The organism is Nocardioides aquaticus (assembly GCF_018459925.1).
Classification (GTDB): Bacteria; Actinomycetota; Actinomycetes; order Propionibacteriales; family Nocardioidaceae; genus Nocardioides; species Nocardioides aquaticus.
Genome location: NZ_CP075371.1, coordinates 4,169,814 through 4,189,666 on the forward strand (window position 1 = coordinate 4,169,814; position 19,853 = coordinate 4,189,666).

Here is a 19,853-nt window from a genome sequence, read left to right on the forward strand (position 1 = left end):
CGTGGGTCTCGAGACGTTCGCTGGCGCTCACTCCTCGACCAACGCGGCCCGCGACGTCCGGACGCTGCCCAAGGCCCACCTGCACCTGCACTTCACCGGGTCGATGCGGCACGACACGCTGCTCGAGCTCGCGGCGCGGGACGGGATCGCGCTGCCGGACTCGCTGGTCTCGGGGTGGCCGCCCCAGCTGAGCGCGGCGGACGAGAAGGGCTGGTTCCGCTTCCAGCGGCTCTACGACGTCGCGCGGTCGGTGCTGCGCACCGAGGACGACGTCCGGCGGCTGGTGCGGGAGGCGGCCGAGGACGACGCGGCCGACGGCGGCGGGTGGCTGGAGATCCAGGTCGACCCCAGCGGGTACGCGGCCCGCTTCGGGGGCATCACCGCCTTCCTCGACCTCGTCCTCGACGCCGCCCGGGAGGCCACGGCCTCCACCGGGGTCGGGGTGGCGGTCGTCGTCGCGGCCAACCGCACCCGCCACCCGCTGGACGCCCGCACCCTGGCCCGCCTCGCGGCGCAGTACGCCGGGCGCGGCGTGGTCGGCTTCGGGCTGTCCAACGACGAGCGGCGCGGCACCACCACGGACTTCGCGGCCGCCTTCGCCATCGCCGGACGCGCCGGCCTGCTCCTGCTGCCGCACGGCGGCGAGCTGCGCGGCCCCGAGCACGTGCGCACCTGCCTGGACGTCCTGCGCCCGGCCCGGCTCGGGCACGGCGTCCGCTCGGCCGAGGACCCGGACCTGCTGGCCCGGGTGGTCGACGCGGGCATCGCGCTCGAGGTCTGCCCGGTCTCGAACGTCTCGCTCGGCGTCTACTCCGACCTGTCCTCGGTGCCGGTGCCGACGCTGCTGGAGGCCGGCGCCACCGTCGCCCTGGGCTCGGACGACCCGCTGCTGTTCGGCTCACGGCTGGCCGGGCAGTACGCGACCATGCGCGCCGCCCACGACCTCGACGACGACGCCCTGGCCGGGCTGGCCCGGATGTCGGTGCGGGCCAGCGCGGCCCCCGACGACGTCCGGGCGCGGCTGCTGGCCGGGATCGACGACTGGCTGGCCGCCCCGGCCTGAGCCTGCTCTCAGACCGGGCGCAACGGGCGGACCCGGAGCTGGTCGCCGGACCAGGGCCGCTGGTCCTCCCCGGTGCGGGTCGTGACGACCTGGAGGGTGCCACGGGCGCGTGCGGGGGCGGCGCACGCGGCCGGGACGCGGGCCACGACGGTGGCGGAGCGCTCGGCCCGGACCACCCCGACCTCGCACGTCACCTCCGTCCCGGCGTCGTCGGTGGTGCGGCTGGCGACCGACGGCGCCTGACCCGGCACCGAGGTGACGAAGATCCGGGTCGACCCGTCCTCGTCCCGGTCGCGCAGCCGGACCACGAGCAGCTGGTCCCACCGTGCGTCCGCCGGAGCCAGCCGGGCCAGGTCGGCGGCGAGCCGGAGACCGCCCGCGGCGGTGCGGCGCACCTCCAGGCCGCTCAGGTCGATGCTGCGACGGTTGCGGTCCGAGAGGCCCGGCACGTCGCGGGCGATGCTGACGTCGCCGCGCTGGTCCGAGGAGGTCGACACCACCTCGGCCGCGCCGGACGGGCCGGCCGCGACGACCGGCAGGAGCAGGGAGCCGGCGAGGGCTGCGGTCAGGGAGGGGGCGGCGCGCACGGCGACAACCTCCCCCGCCCCCACGGTCGGGCGCAAGCCCCGCGCCCGGCCTGCGGGCCGTGGTTGACTGCCGTCGCGATGGACGAGGACGAGGTCGAGGTCCCCCTGGCCGGGGGCGAGGTGAACGAGGTCGTCCGGGTCGGCGACACCGTCCACCGCACCGCCGGGGCGTGGACCCCGAGCGTCCAGCGCGTGCTGGCCCACCTGCGGGCCGAGGGCTTCGACCTGTCGCCGGCCCCGCTGGGCACCGACGACCGTGGCCGCGAGGTCGTCTCCTGGCTTCCCGGGACCACCGCCGCCCGCCCCTGGCCGGCGGCGCTGCTGCGGGAGGACGGCGTGCACCAGGCCGCGGCCGCGGTCGTCGGCCTGGGCGCGGCGCTGGCGACGTACGAGGCCCGACCCGACGACGTGTGGCGCCACGGGGGCGTGCCGGGACCGGGCAGCACCACCCTGCGCCACGGCGACCTGGGGCTGTGGAACACGGTGTGGAGCGGGGACCGGCTGACCGGGATCATCGACTGGGACTACCTCGAGCCGTCCCCGCCGCTGTGGGACCTCGCGCAGCTGTGCTGGTACGTCCTGCCGGTGCGGCCGACCCGGTGGGCCGCGTGCGGCTTCGACGGCGAGCCCGACCTCGACCGGCGCCTCGCCGTGGTCGCCGAGCACGCCGGCTGCCGGCCCCGGGACCTGCTCGAGGTCCTCGACGACCTGATGGGGCTCGACCTGGAGCGCACCCTGACCTGGGGCGGGGCCGGCGTGCACCCGTGGCGGCACTTCCTCGACGCCGGGTACGTCCTCGACATCGGCACGGACCGGGCCTTCCTGCGGGAGCGGTGGCTGCGCGCCTGAGCCCCGCGGCTGCCTCCTACAGGGCGCAGCCGACGAGGACCGGCTCGTTGACCAGCCGGATCCCGTACGCCGCCTCGACGCCGTCGCGCACCTCGCGGGCCAGCACCAGCAGCTCGTCGGTGGTCGCTCCGCCGCGGTTGGTCAGGGCCAGGGTGTGCTTGGTGGACAACGAGACCGACCCGCTGCCGCCGGCCGGGAGGTGGCCACGGTCGAAGCCGGCGTGCTGGATCAGCCACGCGGCGCTGGTCTTGGCCCGTCCCTCGCCGGCGGGCCACGCCGGCGCCCCGTCGGGGACCCGGTCGGCGTCGACGACGGGGTTGGTGAAGAAGGACCCGGCGCTCCAGGAGTCGTGGTCGTCGGCGTCGAGCACCATGCCCTTGCCGCGGCGCAGCCCCAGGACCGCGTCGCGGACCTCCCCGAGGGGCGCCCGCTCGCCCGGATCGACGCCGAGGGTGCGGGCCAGCTCGGCGTAGGTCACCGGGGCGCCCAGGCTCCCGAGCGGGAGCTGGAAGTCGACGGTGAGCACGACGTACCGGCCGGGCTCGGCCTTGAAGCGGGAGTGGCGGTAGGCGAACTCGCAGTCGACGCCGGCGAAGGTGCGCAGGCGGCCCTCGTGGCGGTCCCAGGCACGGACCCGGCTGACGGTCTGGGCGACCTCCTGCCCGTAGGCCCCGACGTTCTGCACCGGGGAGGCGCCGACGGACCCCGGGATGCCCGAGAGCGCCTCGAGGCCGACCCAGCCGCGCCCGACGGCGGTGGCGACGAGGTCGTCCCAGGGCTCTCCCGCGGCCACCCTGACCACGACGCCGCCGCAGGTGGGGTCGTCGCCGTCGTGGTCCGGGTGCACCCCCCGGGTCGCGACCTCGACGACGCGGCCCTCGAACCCCTCGTCGGCCACGACCAGGTTGCTGCCGCCCCGAGGACGAGGACCGGGACGCCGTGCTCGTCGGCGTCGCGGACGGCGTCGACCAGCTGCTCCTCGGTGGTGGCGCGGACCAGCTCGGCCGCGGGACCGCCGAGGCGCAGCGTCGTGTGCTCGGACAGCAGGGCCCCCGGGACGCGGTCAGCCATCGACCCGCACGACCGCCTTGGGGGCGCCGAGCACCTTCTGGCCGCCGCAGGTGACCTCGAGCGCGAGGGTGGCGCGGCCGTCCTCGACCTTCTTGACCACGGCGCCGACCTCGACCAGGGCGCCGGTGTCGTCGTCGGGCACGAGGACCGGGTTGGTGAACTTGGCACCCAGCTCGACCACCTCGGCGCCGTCGGTCCACTCCGCGACCGCGCGGGCGGCGAGGGCCAGGGTGACCATGCCGTGGGCGATCACGCCGGGCAGGCCGACGGCGGTGGCCACGCGGTCCGACCAGTGGATCGGGTTCTGGTCGCCGCTGGCGCCGGCGTAGCGGACCAGGTCGGCGCGGGTCACGGGGTAGCGGCGGGTCTCCAGGACGTCGCCGACCGCCAGCGCGGCGCTCATGCGTCGGCCCCGGCGGTGCCGGCGGTGCCGCGGTGGACCAGCGTCGCGCTCGTCGCGCAGACCAGCGCGCCCGAGGCGTCGGTGACCTCGCTGGTCGTGCCGATGATGTCGTTGCCGCCGATCTGGCGCAGCGAGGAGACGGTCAGCCCGGCGGTCAGGACGTCACCGGGGACCACGGGCCGCTCGTAGGTGAACCGCTGCTCGCCGTGCACGATCCGCGACAGCTCGACGCCGACCTCGGCCAGGAACGCGTTCATCGCCTCGAAGGCGAGCACGATCGGGAAGGTGGCGGGCGCCGCACCCCCGTCGTAGGGGTGGCCGATCGTCGCGGCGAACTCGCGCACGCGTTCCTCGGCGACGGCATAGGGCTCGGTCGGCGCGAAGGAGCGGCCGACCAGGGAGGGGTCCACGGGCATGGGACCGAGCCTAGTGCCCGACGCAGCGCCCCGAAGACGCGACGAGGCCCGCCGCGGTGTCGCGGCGGGCCTGTCGGTGGAGCAGGAGTCAGCGGGTCTCGCGGTGCGGCTGGTGGTGGCGGCAGCGCGGGCAGAACTTCGCCATCTCGAGCCGGTCGGGGTTGTTGCGCCGGTTCTTCTTGGTGATGTAGTTGCGCTCCTTGCACTCCACGCAGGCGAGAGTGATCTTGGGGCGAACGTCGGAGCTCTTGCTGGCCACGGGAAGTCCTTAGTCGGTTGGTGCTGCGGTGCGGAGATGGTGGTAGCGGGGGCGGGACTCGAACCCGCGACACCACGATTATGAGCCGTGTGCTCTAACCACCTGAGCTACCCCGCCACGAGCGCGAGGTGCTCCGGCCATCATACTTCGACCGGAAACCTCGCCCAGAGCCCCTTTACGGAATCGAACCGTAGACCTTCTCCTTACCATGGAGACGCTCTGCCGACTGAGCTAAAGGGGCAACGACGCAGAACCATACACAGAGGTCGGACCGATGGTGAAATCGCCCCCCACCCCCCACTTCTACGACCTCGTGGAGGCCCCCCCGGACCCCTGCGGGGACGTCTCGGAGGGCGGCCCCGAAGGGGTCCTGCCGACCTCCTGGACGGCCGGCCCGTGGACCGCCGCGGCCCAGCACGGCGGGCCGCCCTCGGCCCTCCTGGGGCGTGCCGTGGAGCGCCTCGCAGCCGCCACCGGCGGCGGTGTCGTGGGCCGGATCAGCGTCGACCTGCTCGGGCCGGTCGCGGTCGGCCCGCTGTCGGTCACGGCGTCCGTGCTGCGCCCCGGGCGCAGCGTGCGGCTGCTCGAGGCGACGCTGCACGACGTCGCCTCGGACCGCTCGGTGGCCGTCGCCCGCGCCTGGGTGCTGCCCGCACGGGACGACGGTCCCGGCGAGGTGGGTCCGCCACCCCCGCACGGTCCCGAGGACGGCGTACGCCGCCCGCGCCCGCCGTCGTGGAGCGGCGGCTACCTGGACGCGGTCGACTGGCGCTGGGTCCGCGGCGGGCTGGACGAGCCCGGGACCGGTGAGGTGTGGATGCGCTCGCCCCGGCTGGTGGCCGGGGAGGAGACCTCGCCGCTGCAGCGGGTGCTGGCCTGCGTCGACTCCGCCTCGGGGGTGAGCGCCGCCCTCGACATCGCGGACTGGGCCTTCCTGAACACCGAGCTGACCGTGCACGTGCTGCGGCCCGCGGTCGGCGAGTGGGTCTGCCTGGACGCGGCGACGACGCTGGGCCCGGGCTCGGTGGCGGTCGCCACGTCGACCGTCCACGACGCCCACGGGCTCGTGGCGCGGTCGGCGCAGACGCTGCTCGTCGTCCGCCGCTGACGGCCGCCACACGGACAGCAGCGGATCACTGTCACCCGGTGGCAGCGATCCGCTGCTGTCATCGAAGGGCCCAGCCCTCGGTGGTCGAGGAGCGAGCGACAGCGAGCGTCTCGAGACCCCCCACCAGGTCTCGAGTCTCGGGCCGAGCGGCCCTCGCACCTCGACCACCGGACGGGCCCGGCGGGCCTCAGCGCACGCCGCGGCGGTGGCAGCCCAGCAGGTGGGTGTCGACCAGCCCCAGCGCCTCCATCAGCGCGTGCATCGTGGTCGGGCCGACGAAGACGAACCCGCGCCGCTTGAGCTCCTTGCTGAGCGCGAGCGACTCGGGCGAGGTGGCGGGCACCTCCTCGACGGTCCGGGGCGCCGGGCCCACGGCCGGCGCGAAGGACCGCAGGAGGCCCGCCAGGCCGTCCACGTCGCCGGCCTCGCGCAGGGCCACGGTGGCGCCGGCGTTGGTGATGGTGGCGTCGACCTTGCGGCGGTTGCGGACGATGCCGGCGTCGGCCATCAGCCGCGCCCGGTCGGCGTCGTCGAAGGCGGCCACCGCGTCGACGTCGAAGCCGGCGAAGGCCTCGCGGAAGGCGGGCCGCTTGCGCAGGATGGTGGCCCAGGACAGCCCGGACTGGAAGGCCTCGAGCGTCAGCCGCTCGAAGTAGGCGGACTCGCCCTCGACTGTGGTGCCCCACTCGGTGTCGTGGTACTCCTGCATCATCCCTCCGCCGGAGCCCCAGGGGCAACGGGCGACGCCGTCGTCGCCGACGACCGGACCGGAGCTCATCGCGGACCTCTCAGGAACGGGTGCGCAGGCGTACGCGCGGCAGCGCCGGCGCCGGGATCGGCGGCATCTCGGAGACCACGCCGAAGCGGCCGTCGGCCTGCTGCTCGCCGACCTGTGCCTGCCAGGCGTCGCGGGCGGCGACGACCTCGTCGTGGGTACGGCCCACGAAGTTCCACCACATGACGATCGGCTCGCCGAACGGTGGACCGCCGAGGACCAGCACCCGCGCCCCCTCGGCCCCCGCCGCCAGCGTCAGGGTCGCGGGACCCGGGGCGGCGTAGGCCAGCTCGTGCCGCGCCACCGCCGTGCCGGCCACCCCGACGTCGCCGCGGTCGACCAGCACCCCGTGCTCGTACGTCGGGTCGACGTCCAGCACCAGGACCGCACCGGGGTCCAGGACGAGCTCCGCGCCCAGCAGCGGGGTGGCCGTCTCGACGGGCGAGGTGGCGCCCAGCAGCGAGCCGAGGAACACCGAGGCGCGCCAGCCGTCCCCGGCCAGCGGCTCGGGGGCGTGGTGCGCGAAGGCGGGCCGGCCGTCCCGTGCCCCCTCGGGCAGCGCCACCCAGAGCTGGGCGCCGTGCAGCACCGTCGTGGTCGGCAGGGAGATCTCGGAGTGGCTCACCCCGTGGCCGGCGGTCATCAGGTTGACCTCGCCGGGACGGACCACGGCGTGGGTGCCCAGGCTGTCGCGGTGCTCGATCTCGCCGGTGAAGAGCCAGCTGACCGTGGCGAGCCCGATGTGCGGGTGGGGCGCCACCACCATCCCACCGGTGTCCGCGACGTCGTCGGGCCCGTAGTGGTCGGCGAAGCACCACGCGCCGATCAGCGAGCGGTCCCGCTGCGGCAGCGTGCGCCGCACCGTCATCGCCCGGGGGCCCCCGAGCGGGACCTCCCGGGGCCGAGGACCTCGACCCCCGGAGCGCCCGGCCCCGGGCGGCACTCGACCTCGTCCGGGTCGCGCTCGCCGTTGCTCATCGACGTGGGCTCACGACGCCGTGCTCAGGCCAGCTGGCCCGGGTCGTCGGTGCGCATCGTCCCGGTGCCCTGGTCGCCGGAACCCTCTATCGTCCGGCTGCCCAGCACGTACCCGGGGCGCTCGAGGCGCAGGATGACCGCCTTCGAGACCGGCGTGTTGCTGCCGATCGCGGTGGAGTCGAGCGGCACCAGCGGGTTGGTCTCGGGGTAGTACGCCGCGGCGCAGCCCCGGGGCTGGTCGTAGGAGACCACCCGGAAGTCCCGGGCGATCCGCTCCTCGGCCGAGCCGTCGCCGTCGGGGTCGGTCCACTCCCCGACCAGGTCGACCATGTCGCCGTCGGCGAGCTCGAGGTCACGGATGTCGTCGGGGTGGACGAAGACCACCCGACGCCCGTTGCTGATGCCGCGGTAGCGGTCGTCGAGCCCGTAGATGGTGGTGTTGAACTGGTCGTGGGAGCGCAGGGTCTGCAGCAGCAGCCGGCCCTGCGGGACCTCGAGCACCTCGACCGGCGTGCAGCTCAGGACCGCCTTGCCGGACTCGGTCTCGAACGTGCGGGTGTCGCGCGGCGGGTGCGGGAGGACGAACCCGCCCGGCACGTCGACCTTCTCGTCGTAGGCCGCGCAGCCCGGCACGACCCGGGCGATCGAGCGCCGGATCTCGGTGTAGTCCGAGCGCCAGGCGGTCCACGGGACGCGCGCCATCGCCAGACCGGCGGGCGACTCGGGAGCCGCGGCCTGGACGGCCTCGGCCAGCCCGCAGACGACGTGGACCTCTGAGCGCAGGTGCGGCGAGGCCGGCTTCAGCGGGCCCTTGGAGGCGTGCACGGCCGACATCGAGTCCTCGACGGTGACCCGCTGCTCGATGCCCCCGGTCAGGTCCTTCTCGGAGCGACCGAGCGGCGGCAGCAGCAGCGTCTCGCGCCCGAAGGTCACGTGGCTGTGGTTGAGCTTGGTGGCGACGTTGACCACGGTGCGGACCTTGCGCATCGCGGCCGCGGTCACCTCGGTGTCCGGGGCGGCGGAGACGAAGTTGCCGCCCATCGACAGGAAGAAGTCGACCGTCCCGTCCCGCATCTCGCGGATCGCCTGGACGGTGTCGTGGCCGTGCTCGCGCGGCGGGTCGAACCCGAACTCCCCCTGGATCGCGTCGAGGAAGTGGTCGGGCAGCCGCTCCCAGACGCCCATGGTGCGGTCGCCCTGCACGTTGCTGTGGCCGCGGACCGGGCACAGGCCGGCGCCGGGGCGGCCGATGTTGCCCTGGAGCAGCGCGACGTTGACGATCTCCTTGATCGTGGCGACCGAGTTGTGGTGCTGGGTGATCCCCATCGCCCAGCAGGTCGTCGTGGCCTCGGAGTCGCGGAACATCTCCGCGGCCTCGGTGATCTGGGCCCGGCTGAGACCGGTCGAGGCCTCGACCTTGGCCCAGTCGAGCTCCTGCACGTGGTCGACGTACTCCTCGAACCCGGTGGTGTAGCGCTCCAGGAACTCGCGGTCGAGCGCGTCCCACTGGACCAGCAGCGCGCCGATCGCCTGGAACAGCGCGAGGTCGCCGTTGATCCGGATCGGCAGGTGGAGGTCGGACAGGCCGGTGCCGTTGGCGAGCCAGCCCTTGACCTTCTGCGGGTTCTTGAAGCGGACCATCCCCGCCTCCTCGAGCGGGTTGACCGAGATGATCTTGGCGCCGCGACCCTTGGCCTCCTCCAGCGCGGAGAGCATCCGCGGGTGGTTGGTCCCGGGGTTCTGCCCGACCACGACGATCAGCTTGGCGAGGTGGATGTCCTCCAGGCTGACCGAGCCCTTGCCGATGCCGATCGTGTCGACCAGCGCCGAGCCGCTCGACTCGTGGCACATGTTCGAGCAGTCGGGCAGGTTGTTGGTGCCCAGGGCGCGGACGAAGACCTGGTAGGCGTACGCCGCCTCGTTCGAGACCTTGCCCGAGGTGTAGAAGACCGCGCGGTCCGGCGAGCTCAGCCCGGTCAGCCGCTCGGCCATCAGGGCGTTCGCCTCGTCCCAGCTGATCGGCTCGTAGTGCGTGCCGCCCTCGCGGACGATCATCGGCTCGGTGATCCGGCCCTGCTGGCCCAGCCAGTACTCCGTGCGTCCGGCCAGGTCGGCCAGGGAGTGCTCGGCGAAGAACGCGCGGTCGACGCGGCGCTTGGTGGCCTCCTCGGTGACGGCCTTGGCGCCGTTCTCGCAGAACTCCGCGTGGTGGCGCTCCCCCGGGCTGGGGTCGGGCCAGGCGCAGCCCTGGCAGTCGAACCCGTCGGCCTGGTTCAGCTTCAACAGGGTCTGGGCGGTGCGGACCGGCCCCATCTGCTCCATGGCGCGCTTCATCGAGACGGCCACGGCGGTCGGACCGGCGGCGTGGTGGTGGGGCTGGTCGACGTCGAGGTCGGACTCGTCGATGTCGGACTTGGGGGCGGGGCGGAGGGCACTCACCCCGACATCATCACCCAGAGGGGGTCAGAGGTCCCCACCCCGCCCGGGGGTCACCCGACGCCACCGACCACGCCGTACGGCACGGGCTGGTCGAGCAGGGTCCCGTTGCCGACCGCGGCCCGCTCGTTCTCGCCCCAGCACCAGCCGGACCCGTCGGCCCCGATGCCGCACGGCGTCCCCGAGCCCGCGGTACGGTCCAGCACCGACCAGGTCCCGGGGCCCGCGAGGCGTGCGGGGGCGAGCAGGTACTCGTACGGGTCCGGCGGGAGGGTCCCGGCCCGGCCGTCGCGCGCGTCGCCCCAGCACCACGCCGAGTCGTCGGTGCGCAGCCCGCAGACGGAGGCACCGTCCTCGGAGGCCCGGGGCTCGATCCCGCGCCACGTGCCGTCGAGCAGCGTCGGCGGCGCCGGTGTCGACCGGCGGTCCTGGCCGTCGCCCACGGCGCCGTACCGGTCCTGGCCCCAGCAGTAGCCGGCACCCTCCGGCGTCACCCCGCAGGTCGTCTGGTCCGCCGTGCGCAGCGACGCCCAGGTGCCCTCCAGCTCGTACGGCGTCAGCTGCGGACCGGTGGTGCCGTCACCCACCCCACCCGCAGAGTTCTGTCCCCAGCACGCGGCCGTGCCGTCGGGGCGGAGACCGCAGGTGGGGTCCTCCCTCACGGTCGGCGTCAGGATCTCGGACCACGCCCCGGGCAGCCGGGTCGGGACCAGCACGTCACCGGTGGCGCCGTTGCCGACCTGGCCGGCGCCGTTCGCGCCCCAGCACCAGCCCGACCCGTCGGTCTGCACCCCGCAGGTCGTGCCCGCGTCGATGCTCTGGGTGCCGGTGGAGATCGTGGTCCAGCGGCCGGGCAGCTCGTACGGCGCCTCCCCGCCGTAGGTCCCGACGGTCCGGCCGTTGCCGACCTGGCCCGTCTGGTTCGCACCCCAGCACCACGCCGCGGCGTCGAGGTCGATCGCGCAGCGGGTCGCGCCGGTACCTGCGGGCAGGCCCGCCCACCGGCCGGGCACCTGGTGCGGGACCGGCTGGACGTCGTCCGCACCGCCCTGCCCGTCCCCGGACTGGGCGTACCGGTCGTAGCCCCAGCACCAGAGCGAGGCGTCCGTGCGCAGCCCGCACGCGGTGTCGAACCCGCTGCCGTCGGCCTGCTCGTTGAACCCGATCTCGCGCCACCGCCCCGGCAGCCGGGTCGGCACGCTCACCTCGTCGCGCCCGGAGCCGTCACCGACCGTGCCGATGTCGTTGCGGCCCCAGCACCACGCGCTGGCGTCGGGTCGCAGGCCGCAGGTGGTGCCCTCGCGGGTGTCGAGCGAGGTCCACCGGCCGGGGAGGCGGACGGGGTGGGGCTGCGGGCGGGTGGTCCCGTCGCCGACCGACCCCCAGGTGTTGAGGCCCCAGCACCACCCGGTGGCGTCCGCCTGGAGGCCGCAGGTCGTCGTGCCGTCGCTGCGCAGCGAGGTCCAGTCGGTGCCGCCGTCGGCCACGACGGTGATCTCGTCGTCGGCCACGGCCGTGCGACCGGTGACCTCGGTGAAGCGCAGCCGGAACCCGGACGTGCCGGGCGTCGTCGGCGTGCCGATGACCACGCCGGTGCCCCGGTCGAGGGCGAGACCGGCCGGGAGCGAACCGCGGACCACCGACCAGCGGCCGGAGCGCGGGGTCCGGGTCTCGGCGAGATCGACGTACGGCTGCCCCGTGCGTGCCGGGGCGAGGTCGGAGACCACCGCGGGCGCCGGCGTGGGACGGACGACCAGCCGGCGGGTGGCCCAGGCGGTCGCGCCGTCCTCCACCAGGCGGAAGGTCACCTCGGTCCCGCGGGGCGCGTCGGACAGCGGTGCGCCGCTGACCCGCCCGTCCTGCGAGAGCGCGAGTCCCGAGGGCAGCCGCCCGGCGGCGACGGTCCAGCGCTGGGACGACGGGGGCGTGTCCCCGAGCAGCGTGTCGTAGGCGACGCCCTGCCGGCCGACGGGCAGGCGGCCACCCCTGACGTACGGCAGCTCCGCGGCCTGGCCGTAGACGACCTCGGTCGCCGAGACCACCCGGGCCAGGCCCCGGCGCTCGAGCCGCGGCGCGACGAGGCGCAGGCGGTGCGCGCCAGTCGTCGGCGGCGCCCAGCGCAGGTCGGCCGTCCCCTCGGAGCGGCTGGTGCGCGCCTGCTCGACCGTGCGCCACCCACCGGCCCGGAGCTCCTCGAGCAGCACCGGACGGCGACCGCCGGGCTCGACCCGGGCACCGATCCCGGCCGGCTCGCCCACGGGGACCGAGACCGACGGCGCGAAGAGCACGGCGGCCGTGTACCCCTGCTGGGCTGCGGCCGCGGGAGGAGCTGCCGCCGGCAGCGCCGCGAGGAGGGTCAGGACGGGGAGCGCGGCGACGGTGGCACGCAGCAGGCGGTGGAGCACCGGCGGAGGCTAACCCGGCGCGCCGACGGCGTCCGGCGAATCCGCCGGTCTCACCCCGCCGGTCTCACCCCGCCGGTCGAGGACCGCCCGCCCAGGTCCAGGCGTACGCCGGGTCGTCGACCTCGGCGGCCGCCTCGCCGAGCTCGAGCGGGGCGAAGGTGTCGACCATGACGGCGGACTCGTGGAACTCCGTCGCGCCCAGGGAGGCCTCGATCGCCGCCGGCTGCGGGCCGTGCGGGAAGCCGCCGGGGTGCAGGGAGACCGACCCGAGGCCCACGCCCGAGCCCTTGCGGGCCTCGTAGTCGCCCCCGACGTAGAACATCACCTCGTCGGAGTCGACGTTGGAGTGGTAGTACGGCACCGGCACGGCCAGCGGGTGGTAGTCGACCTTGCGGGGCAGGAAGGTGCAGATGACGAAGTTCCAGCCCTCGAGGACCTGGTGCACCGGCGGCGGCTGGTGGACCTTGCCGGTGATCGGCATGAAATTCTCGACGTTGAGCGTGTAGGGGTACAGGCAGCCGTCCCAGCCGACGACGTCGAACGGGTGCGTGGCCACGGTGTGGCGGGTGCCCACGACCCCGGCCGAGGTGCGGTGCTTGACCAGCACGTCGACCGGCTCGTCGGCGGCCGGGCCCTCGACCAGCAACGGCTCGGTCGGCCCGTGCAGGTCCCGCTCGCAGTACGGCGCGTGCTCGAGCAGCTGGCCGTAGCGCGAGAGGTACCGCTTGGGCGGGGCGACGTGGCCGGTGGCCTCGATCGCGTACAGGCTGCTGGCCTCCGTGGGGACCCAGCGGTGGGTGGTCGCCCGGGGCACCACGACGAGGTCGCCGGTCCGGTAGGGCACGACGCCGAAGACGGTCTCGACGGTGCCCGAGCCGGCCTCGACGAAGACCACCTCGTCACCGATCGCGTCGCGGTAGAGCGGGCTGGGCTCGGTGCCGGTGACGACGTAGGAGATCCGGACGTCGTGGTTGGCCAGCACCTGGCGCCGCCCGGTCACCGCGTCGGCCCCGCCGGGGACGGCCAGGTCGTGCAGGCGCAGGTGGCGCGGCAGCAGCGGGTGGTTGGGGCGGCGGGACTGGTCGGGCAGCTCCCAGGTGCCCGCGCCGACGACCGCCGACGGGACGCCGCGGTGGTAGAGCAGCGAGGAGTCCGAGGAGAACCCCTCCTCCCCCATCAGCTCCTCGCGGTAGAGCCGCCGGTCCTCGCGGGAGGTGTCGCGGTGCTGGGTGTGCCGGGTGCGCGGGACGTCGCCCACGCGGGAGTAGTACGCCATCGTCTCTCCTCGCAGGGCCCCCTCGGCGGGGGGACGGGTGCGGTTACGTTACCGAGATGGAGAGCATCGAGCACCGGCCCTGGTGGAACGGCCTGCTGGACGTGGCGGGCCCGCCCGACACCGACCCGACGTACGCCGACCTCGTCGGCTCGCGCGTGGTCGTCGACACCGACCTGCCCGGCACCGACCCGGACGGGCCGCCGGTGACCCTGGTCGTCAGCGGCGGCGCGGGGCAGGTGGCCGGTCCGGCCGCGCTCGCGGCCCGGCGGGGCGTGCCCCTGCGGGCGGTGCGGGTGACCCTGCGCGACCCGGCCGACCTGCGCGGCAACGCCCGGCGGGTCGTGGCGGCCGTGGAGGCCGCCCGCGTCGAGGGCGCGCTGGCCGACGACGTCGTGGTCGCCGTCGGGATGCCCGACGCCGAGCCCGGGGCGGACTGGTGCGCCGCGGTCGACGAGGTCGCCGCGCTCGAGCTGGCGGTCTCGCTGCCGGTCGACGGGGCCGACCCGCTGCGGGTCGCCGCGTGGCTCGAGGCCGTGCTCGACCGGGAGACGCCGCTGACCGTCGTCGGAGGACACCCGTTGTCGGTCCTCGGCGCCGTGCGGCGGGCCTTCGACGGCGAGGGCGCGGTCGAGGTGGCCGGCGCGCTCACCGGCCGGCCGGCCCACGCCGTGACCGGGATGGACGAGACCGCGCTGCTCGGCGTCCGGCGCTGGCTGCGCGGCGTCGAGACCGGGCCGGACGGGCCGGCGGTCTACGCCACGGCGCTGGCCGACCTGGGCGTCCGCGGGTGAGGGACCTCCAGGGTCCCGAGGGGTTCGGCGCCGACCACCTGCCGTACGGCGTGTTCTCCCCGCCGGGCGGCGGTCCCCGCGTCGGGGTGCGGCACGCCGACCGGGTCGTGGACCTCGCCGCCGCCGCCGGCCTCCCCGCCCTGGCCACCGGGTCGCTGGACGCGCTGCTCGCGCTCGGCCCCTCCGGCTGGGAGCAGGTCCGCGAGCTGGCCGCGCTCGCGGTGGCCGAGGCGGGCGTGCCCGCGTACGACGTGGCGAGCGTCGAGCTGCACCCGCCGTTCACCGTCGGCGACTACGTCGACTTCTACGCCTCCGAGCACCACGCACGCAACGCCGCGGCGGTGCTGCGCCCGGACGCCCCGGCGCTGCCGCCGGCCTGGCGGCACCTGCCGATCGGCTACCACGGCCGGGCGCAGACGGTCGTGCCGAGCGGGACCCCGGTGGTGCGCCCGGTGGGCCAGGGCCGGCCCCCCGCGGGGGCGACGGGACGCCGGCCTTCGGGCCGACCCGCCGGCTCGACCTGGAGGCCGAGCTGGGCTTCGTGGTGGGGGCCGGGTCGGCGATGGGCGAGCCGGTCGCGGTCGACGCGTTCGCCGACCACGTCTTCGGCGTGGTCGGGCTCAACGACTGGTCGGCGCGCGACCTGCAGGGCTGGGAGATGGCGCCGCTGGGACCGTTCCTCGGCAAGTCGTTCGCGACGTCGGTGTCGCTCTGGGTCACGCCGCTGGCCGCCCTCGCGGGTGCGTGGACCGACCTGCCCGGCCAGGACCCGGTGCCCCTGCCCTACCTGCGGGCCGCCGACGGGTCGACCCCGCGCGGGCTCGACGTGGCGGCCGAGGTCGTCGTGGACGGCGAGGTGCTGGCGCGACCGCCGTACGCCTCCACCTACTGGGCCCCGGCGCAGATGCTGGCCCACCTGACGGTCAACGGCGCCTCGGTGCGCCCCGGTGACCTGTTCGCCTCCGGCACCATCTCGGGGCCCGGCGACGACCAGCTCGGGTCCTTGCTGGAGATGTCGGCGCACGGGCGCGGGTTCCTGGAGGACGGCCAGGAGGTGGTGCTCCGCTACAGCGCCCCGGGCCCGGCCGGCGGGCGGATCGCGCTCGGCGAGGTGCGCGGGCGGGTGCAGCCGGCCCGCCACGTCGGCGACACCTGAGCACGCCCGCGCGTTCACCCGGCCCCGGTTGACTCGGGCGGTGCGCATCGCCCAGCTCGCCAACTTCGTCGGCCCGGCCTCGGGCGGGATGCGGGTGGCGCTCGAGGCGCTGGCCCGCGGTTACGCCGCGCGCGGCGTCCCGCGCCTGCTCGTGGTGCCCGGGCCCACCGACGCACGGACGACCACCGCCGCCGGGGAGGTCGTGCAGCTGCGCGCGCCGCGGGTCGGCGGCGGCTACCGGCTGATCGTCGAGCCGTGGCGGGTCGTCGACGTGCTCGAGCGGTTCGCGCCGACGTCGGTCGAGCTCAGCGACAAGACCACGCTGCTGCCGGTGACGCGGTGGGCACGGCGCCAGGGGGTGCGGACGGTGCTGTTCTCCCACGAGCACCTCGGCGAGATGCTCGCGGGCCGCACCGGCCTCGAGCTCGGCCCGCGCCTCTCGGTCGGGCTGCTCAACCGGCTGCTGGTGCGCAGCGTGGACGCGGTGGTGGTGACCTCCCGCTACGCCGAGGGCGAGTTCGCGGCGCTGGCGGCGGGGGCGGGCTGCCCGGTGGTGCGGGTCCCGCTCGGGGTCGACCTCGAGACGTTCACGCCGGCCGGCCGGTCGGCGGGGTCCGTACGGCGGGACGCCCCGCTGCGGCTCGTGCACGTTGGCCGGCTGTCGCGGGAGAAGTCGCCGCACCTGGCCGTGGCCACGGCGGTCGAGCTGCACCGGCGCGGGGTCCCGGTGACCCTGGACGTGTGGGGCGACGGGCCGCACCGCGACGAGCTGGTGGCGCTCGCCGGGGATGCCCCGGTGCGCTTCGGCGGGTACGTCGCCGACCGGGCCGCGCTGGGCGCCGCCCTGGCCGGCGCGGACGTCGCGCTGTCGGTCTGCCCGACCGAGACCTTCGGGCTGGCGGTGCTCGAGGCCCTGGCCAGCGGCACCCCCGTGGTCACCGCCGACACCGGCGGGGCCTGCGAGATCGTCGACGCCGCCTCCGGCGCGTGGGCGCCGGCGCTCCCCGGCCCGCTGGCCGACGCGGTGCTCCGGGTCGCCGCCCGGCCGGAGGCGGCGCGACGCCGGGCCGCCCGGCGGCGGGCCGAGCTGTTCACCTGGGACCGCTCGGTCGAGCGGATGCTGGCGGTGCACGCCGGCGAGCCCGACGCGGTCGGCGCCGCGGGCTGAGGCGTCACGCCGGGAGCAGGTGCGCCTCGGCGATCCGGCCGACCCGGTCACGGCCCGCACGGGTGGCCAGCAGCAGCGGCGTGATCGCGGCGAGCAGGAGGCAGCCCCAGACGATCGCCAGGTAGGCGCCGTGGAGCGAGGAGTCCAGGGGCGAGGCCAGGCCCAGGACCAGCGACAGCACGAGCACCACCGCGGTGCCCGCCCGCGGGAGGCGGAGGCAGGCGGCGAACGGCAGCACCCACAGCAGGTACCAGAGGTGGACCACCGGACTGAGCAGGACGGTCGCGGTCAGGACCACGACCAGGGCGCGCAGGGCCTCGCGGCGCCCGCCCGTCGGGGCTCGCAGCACGACCATCGCCGTGAGGACGACCGCGGCCACCGAGCCGACGGTGCGGGTCAGGTCGAGCAGGGCCGCCTCCGGCAGGCCCACGGCCCCGCCGCCCAGGTCGAGCAGGCCGCCGACGACGGTGGTCAGCGACAGCGGCGTCGCGACGGTGGTCGGCACCGACAGCGCCGCCAGCCACCCCAGGCCCAGGCCACCGGCCAGGCTCAGGCCGACCAGGGTCCCGACGCTGACCAGGCCCACGCCGGCCAGCCGGCGCCACCGGGCGGCGAGCGCGGCACCGGCCGGCAGGGACGCCACGACGACCGCCACGCAGACCAGGCCGCCGGGGAGCTTGACCGCCGCGGCCAGGCCGGCGAGCACCGCCCCGGCGGCCCAGTGCCGCTCGACCCCGACGACGAGGGCGGCTGCCATCAGGCCGACCATCAGCAGGTCGTTGTGCAGCCCGGCCACGCCGGCGGCCAGCGTGAGCGGCGAGACCAGGACGAGCGCCGAGGCCAGGGCGGGGCTGGCCCCGGTCCACCGGGCCAGCCGCGGCACGGCCCAGGCCAGGAGGACCAGTCCGACCAGCGCGAGGAGCCGGTGGCCGACGACGAGCAGCCACGGGTCCGAGGTGACCGAGGCGCCGAGCCCGCCCAGCAGCAGCGGGACGGGCCCGTACGGCGCGGGGGTGCCGCTCCAGCGCGGGTCGACGGCCTCGGCGACCGCACCGGCGAGCACGCCGGGACCGTGCTCGTAGGGGTCGACACCGGCCTCGACGAGCGCGCCCTGGGCGGCGTAGGACCACCCGTCGCGCGAGAACAGCGGTGGTGCCAGCACCAGCGGGACGCTCCACCAGACGGCGACGCGGCGCACCAGCGCGAGGTCGCCGTCGGGGTCGCGCTCGCCGGCCGCGGTCGACCGGCACAGTCGCAGCCACTGGGCCGCGAGGATGCCGAGACCGCCCATCACCACGGTCAGCCCGAGCATCCGCCCGGCCTCCGTGGTGCGCAGCGCCACCAGGGCGTCGAGCCCGAGCAGCGGCGTCGAGGCCGGCAGGGTGGCCACCACCAGGCCGCCGAGGGCCACCAGCATGCTGCCGAGGACCCCTCGCGCGACCATGGTCGGAGGCTAGGAGGCCGCGCCGACGGGGCGGTGGCCGTCGTACGACGGGGCGCGGGCGACCCGGCGACGATGACGTGAACGGGTCAGCCGGCGCCCTCGACGTAGATGCCGTTGCCCGGACCCAGCGGCACGTCGAGCTGCACGAAGGCCAGCAGCACCAGCGCCCACGCGATCCAGAACGGCACGACGAAGGGCAGCATCCGCGCGATCAGCGTGCCCAGGCCGGCCTGCGGCTCGTAGCGGCGCACGAAGGTCAGCAGGACGATCATGTACGGGTTGAGCGGCGTGATGATCTGCGTCGCCGAGTCGCCCACGCGGAAGGCCGCCTGCACGAAGGCCGGCTCGTAGCCCAGGATCCCGAACAGCGGCACGAACACCACCGCCATCAGGGTCCACATCGACGAGCCCGAGATGATGAACAGGTTCAGCACCGAGCAGAGCAGCATGAAGCCGAAGATCACCACCAGCCCGGTGAGGCCGGCCGACTGCAGCGCGTCCGCCCCGGTCACCGCCAGCCCGGAGCCGACGCCGGACCAGTCGAAGAGCGCGATGAACTGGCCGAGCACGAAGGCCAGCACCAGGAACGGGGTCATGTCGCGCAGCGCCTCGCCCATCATCCGCGGCACCTCGCCGAAGCCGCTGATGGTGCCCGCCACCCGGCCGTAGACGTAGCCGCCGAGGGCGAAGTAGGCGAAGACCACGAACACGATCGAGTCCAGCAGCGGCGAGGACGGCAGGAACCCGCCGTCGGCGTTGCGCCACGGCGAGGCCGGCACCAGCACCGCGACCAGGACGACGAGCGTGAGCACGGCCAGCGCCAGCACGGCCGCCCGCAGCCCGCGCCGCTCGTCGGCGGTGAGGTCGGTGCCGGTGGCGTGCTCGTGGGCGTGCTCGACCTCGCCGGCCTCCGCGCGCTCCTCGGTCGGCACGCCCTGGCGGACCAGGCGCGGCTCGAGGACCCGGTCGATGACGAAGCCGGCCACGAGGGTGAGCACGATCGCCGAGACGGCGTTGAAGAAGTAGTTCGACAGCGGGTTGACCGGGTCCGCGGCCTGCTCGAGCGCCGGCACGGTCGGGATCACCGCGTTGGTGATGCCCGCGAAGAGCGCGTCCAGCGAGGTCGGCACGATCGAGGTGGAGTAGCCGGCGCCGGCCGCCGCGAAGCCGCCGAGCAGGCCCGCCATCGGGTGCCGCCCGGCCGCCTTGAAGGCCAGCGCGGCCAGCGGGGGGACGACGACGAAGATCGAGTCCGACATCACCGAGCCGCAGACCCCGAGCAGGCCCACGGCGTACGGCAGGGCCCACCGCGGCGCGGAGCCCATCGTCCGGCGGATGCCGGCGGCCAGGAAGCCGGTCTTCTCCGCGATCCCGATGGCCAGCAGGATCGTGACCACGGTGACCAGCGGCGGGAAGCCGATGAAGTTCGCGCCGAGGTTCGAGGTGAACCAGGCCAGGCCCTCACCGGTGAACAGGCCGCGGATCACCACCGGCTCGTCGGCGCCCGGGACGGTGACGTCGACCCCGCCCCAGGCCAGGCCGGTGGAGACCACGCCGGTGACCAGGAACAGGATCAGGAACAGGTTGAAGGGCTGCGGCAGCCGGTTGCCGGCCCGCTCGACGCGGGTCAGGAACCGGTCACCGATGCTCGTGCTGCTGGCCATGACG

At 75.5% G+C, this 19,853-nt stretch carries 16 protein-coding genes, 2 tRNA genes and 3 pseudogenes; 7 read left to right on the forward strand and 14 right to left on the reverse strand.

Annotation, left to right across the window (positions count from 1 at the left end; translation table 11 throughout):
- Nucleotide 1 precedes the first annotated feature (1 nt).
- The gene (locus tag ENKNEFLB_RS20250; protein ID WP_214057009.1) at nt 2–1,063 is read left to right on the forward strand and encodes an adenosine deaminase; all 1,062 of its coding nucleotides are present in this window, start codon (nt 2–4) and stop codon (nt 1,061–1,063) included.
- 8 nt (nt 1,064–1,071) lie between these two features.
- Here the strand turns inward: ENKNEFLB_RS20250 and ENKNEFLB_RS20255 are convergent, their stop codons facing one another.
- Nucleotides 1,072–1,650, reverse strand: a complete 579-nt coding sequence (locus ENKNEFLB_RS20255; protein ID WP_214057010.1) for a hypothetical protein — start codon at nt 1,648–1,650, stop codon at nt 1,072–1,074.
- Between the two features lie 78 nt (nt 1,651–1,728).
- On the opposite strand from ENKNEFLB_RS20255, the gene ENKNEFLB_RS20260 reads away from it, so the two are divergent.
- Complete coding sequence (locus tag ENKNEFLB_RS20260) at nt 1,729–2,499, forward strand: phosphotransferase (RefSeq protein WP_214057011.1); 771 nt, start codon at nt 1,729–1,731, stop codon at nt 2,497–2,499.
- Nucleotides 2,500–2,515: 16 nt separating this feature from the next.
- Here ENKNEFLB_RS20260 and ENKNEFLB_RS20265 read toward each other — a convergent pair.
- The 6 genes and pseudogenes from ENKNEFLB_RS20265 to ENKNEFLB_RS20290 all read right to left on the reverse strand — a co-directional run bounded on the left by ENKNEFLB_RS20265 (nt 2,516) and on the right by ENKNEFLB_RS20290 (nt 4,889).
- Nucleotides 2,516–3,570 (reverse strand): annotated as a pseudogene (locus ENKNEFLB_RS20265) (UDP-N-acetylmuramate dehydrogenase).
- Nucleotides 3,563–3,973: a MaoC/PaaZ C-terminal domain-containing protein gene (locus ENKNEFLB_RS20270; protein ID WP_214057012.1), complete on the reverse strand. Its 411-nt coding sequence runs from the start codon at nt 3,971–3,973 to the stop codon at nt 3,563–3,565. The pseudogene ENKNEFLB_RS20265 and the gene ENKNEFLB_RS20270 overlap by 8 nt, the downstream one beginning before the upstream one ends.
- Complete coding sequence (locus tag ENKNEFLB_RS20275; RefSeq protein WP_214057013.1) at nt 3,970–4,389, reverse strand: FAS1-like dehydratase domain-containing protein; 420 nt, start codon at nt 4,387–4,389, stop codon at nt 3,970–3,972. The genes ENKNEFLB_RS20270 and ENKNEFLB_RS20275 overlap by 4 nt, the downstream gene beginning before the upstream one ends.
- 88 nt (nt 4,390–4,477) lie before the next feature.
- Nucleotides 4,478–4,648: a 50S ribosomal protein L33 gene (rpmG, locus tag ENKNEFLB_RS20280; protein ID WP_160009761.1), complete on the reverse strand. Its 171-nt coding sequence runs from the start codon at nt 4,646–4,648 to the stop codon at nt 4,478–4,480.
- Between the two features lie 40 nt (nt 4,649–4,688).
- A tRNA-Met gene (locus tag ENKNEFLB_RS20285) sits at nt 4,689–4,765 on the reverse strand.
- Nucleotides 4,766–4,816: 51 nt separating this feature from the next.
- Nucleotides 4,817–4,889 (reverse strand) — tRNA-Thr (locus tag ENKNEFLB_RS20290).
- A gap of 33 nt (nt 4,890–4,922) precedes the next feature.
- On the opposite strand from ENKNEFLB_RS20290, the gene ENKNEFLB_RS20295 reads away from it, so the two are divergent.
- Entirely contained in the window at nt 4,923–5,756 is an 834-nt protein-coding gene (locus tag ENKNEFLB_RS20295) for a thioesterase family protein (RefSeq protein ID WP_214057014.1), read from the forward strand.
- Nucleotides 5,757–5,943: 187 nt separating this feature from the next.
- On the opposite strand, the gene ENKNEFLB_RS20300 is transcribed toward ENKNEFLB_RS20295, so the two are convergent.
- From ENKNEFLB_RS20300 to ENKNEFLB_RS20320, 5 genes are all read right to left on the reverse strand, one after another.
- A complete protein-coding gene (locus tag ENKNEFLB_RS20300; protein WP_214057015.1) occupies nt 5,944–6,534 on the reverse strand; it encodes a DNA-3-methyladenine glycosylase I in 591 nt (196 codons plus the stop codon).
- Nucleotides 6,535–6,544: 10 nt separating this feature from the next.
- Nucleotides 6,545–7,399 carry a pirin family protein gene (locus ENKNEFLB_RS20305; RefSeq protein ID WP_246535694.1) on the reverse strand — a complete coding sequence of 285 codons (855 nt, stop codon included), beginning with the start codon at nt 7,397–7,399 and terminating at the stop codon, nt 6,545–6,547.
- A gap of 134 nt (nt 7,400–7,533) precedes the next feature.
- Nucleotides 7,534–9,948, reverse strand: coding sequence for an FdhF/YdeP family oxidoreductase (locus tag ENKNEFLB_RS20310; protein WP_214057016.1), 2,415 nt, complete (start codon nt 9,946–9,948; stop codon nt 7,534–7,536).
- 50 nt (nt 9,949–9,998) lie between these two features.
- Entirely contained in the window at nt 9,999–12,350 is a 2,352-nt protein-coding gene (locus tag ENKNEFLB_RS20315) for a putative Ig domain-containing protein (RefSeq protein WP_214057017.1), read from the reverse strand.
- Nucleotides 12,351–12,414: 64 nt separating this feature from the next.
- Entirely contained in the window at nt 12,415–13,626 is a 1,212-nt protein-coding gene (locus ENKNEFLB_RS20320; protein WP_214057018.1) for a homogentisate 1,2-dioxygenase, read from the reverse strand.
- Nucleotides 13,627–13,682: 56 nt separating this feature from the next.
- Between ENKNEFLB_RS20320 and ENKNEFLB_RS20325 the strand changes: the two genes are divergently transcribed.
- The 4 genes and pseudogenes from ENKNEFLB_RS20325 to ENKNEFLB_RS20335 form a co-directional block, all read left to right on the forward strand.
- Nucleotides 13,683–14,417: a hypothetical protein gene (locus ENKNEFLB_RS20325; RefSeq protein ID WP_214057019.1), complete on the forward strand. Its 735-nt coding sequence runs from the start codon at nt 13,683–13,685 to the stop codon at nt 14,415–14,417.
- An 86-nt stretch (nt 14,418–14,503) separates the two neighbouring features.
- Nucleotides 14,504–14,563: pseudogene (locus ENKNEFLB_RS22755) on the forward strand (hypothetical protein); the annotation flags it as partial.
- 395 nt (nt 14,564–14,958) lie between these two features.
- Complete coding sequence (locus ENKNEFLB_RS22760) at nt 14,959–15,573, forward strand: fumarylacetoacetate hydrolase family protein (protein WP_338040930.1); 615 nt, start codon at nt 14,959–14,961, stop codon at nt 15,571–15,573.
- An 88-nt stretch (nt 15,574–15,661) separates the two neighbouring features.
- A pseudogene (locus tag ENKNEFLB_RS20335) lies at nt 15,662–16,817 on the forward strand (glycosyltransferase); the annotation flags it as partial.
- Here ENKNEFLB_RS20335 and mptB read toward each other — a convergent pair.
- A complete protein-coding gene (gene mptB / locus ENKNEFLB_RS20340; RefSeq protein ID WP_214057021.1) occupies nt 16,746–18,185 on the reverse strand; it encodes a polyprenol phosphomannose-dependent alpha 1,6 mannosyltransferase MptB in 1,440 nt (479 codons plus the stop codon). The pseudogene ENKNEFLB_RS20335 and the gene mptB sit on opposite strands and share 72 nt — an antisense overlap.
- Before the next feature lie 86 nt (nt 18,186–18,271).
- Nucleotides 18,272–19,849, reverse strand: a complete 1,578-nt coding sequence (locus ENKNEFLB_RS20345) for an AbgT family transporter (RefSeq protein ID WP_214057022.1) — start codon at nt 19,847–19,849, stop codon at nt 18,272–18,274.
- Between the last annotated feature and the right edge of the window lie 4 nt (nt 19,850–19,853).

Coding starts and splice junctions, on each gene's coding strand:
- ENKNEFLB_RS20305 (WP_246535694.1), bottom strand. CDS start 7,399: ATGACGGTGCGGCGCACGCTGCCGCAGCGGGACCGCTCGCTGATCGGC.
- ENKNEFLB_RS20260 (WP_214057011.1), top strand. CDS start 1,729: ATGGACGAGGACGAGGTCGAGGTCCCCCTGGCCGGGGGCGAGGTGAAC.
- ENKNEFLB_RS20270 (WP_214057012.1), bottom strand. CDS start 3,973: ATGAGCGCCGCGCTGGCGGTCGGCGACGTCCTGGAGACCCGCCGCTAC.
- ENKNEFLB_RS20295 (WP_214057014.1), top strand. CDS start 4,923: ATGGTGAAATCGCCCCCCACCCCCCACTTCTACGACCTCGTGGAGGCC.
- ENKNEFLB_RS20325 (WP_214057019.1), top strand. CDS start 13,683: ATGGAGAGCATCGAGCACCGGCCCTGGTGGAACGGCCTGCTGGACGTG.
- ENKNEFLB_RS20345 (WP_214057022.1), bottom strand. CDS start 19,849: ATGGCCAGCAGCACGAGCATCGGTGACCGGTTCCTGACCCGCGTCGAG.
- ENKNEFLB_RS20320 (WP_214057018.1), bottom strand. CDS start 13,626: ATGGCGTACTACTCCCGCGTGGGCGACGTCCCGCGCACCCGGCACACC.
- ENKNEFLB_RS20300 (WP_214057015.1), bottom strand. CDS start 6,534: ATGAGCTCCGGTCCGGTCGTCGGCGACGACGGCGTCGCCCGTTGCCCC.
- mptB (WP_214057021.1), bottom strand. CDS start 18,185: ATGGTCGCGCGAGGGGTCCTCGGCAGCATGCTGGTGGCCCTCGGCGGC.
- ENKNEFLB_RS20275 (WP_214057013.1), bottom strand. CDS start 4,389: ATGCCCGTGGACCCCTCCCTGGTCGGCCGCTCCTTCGCGCCGACCGAG.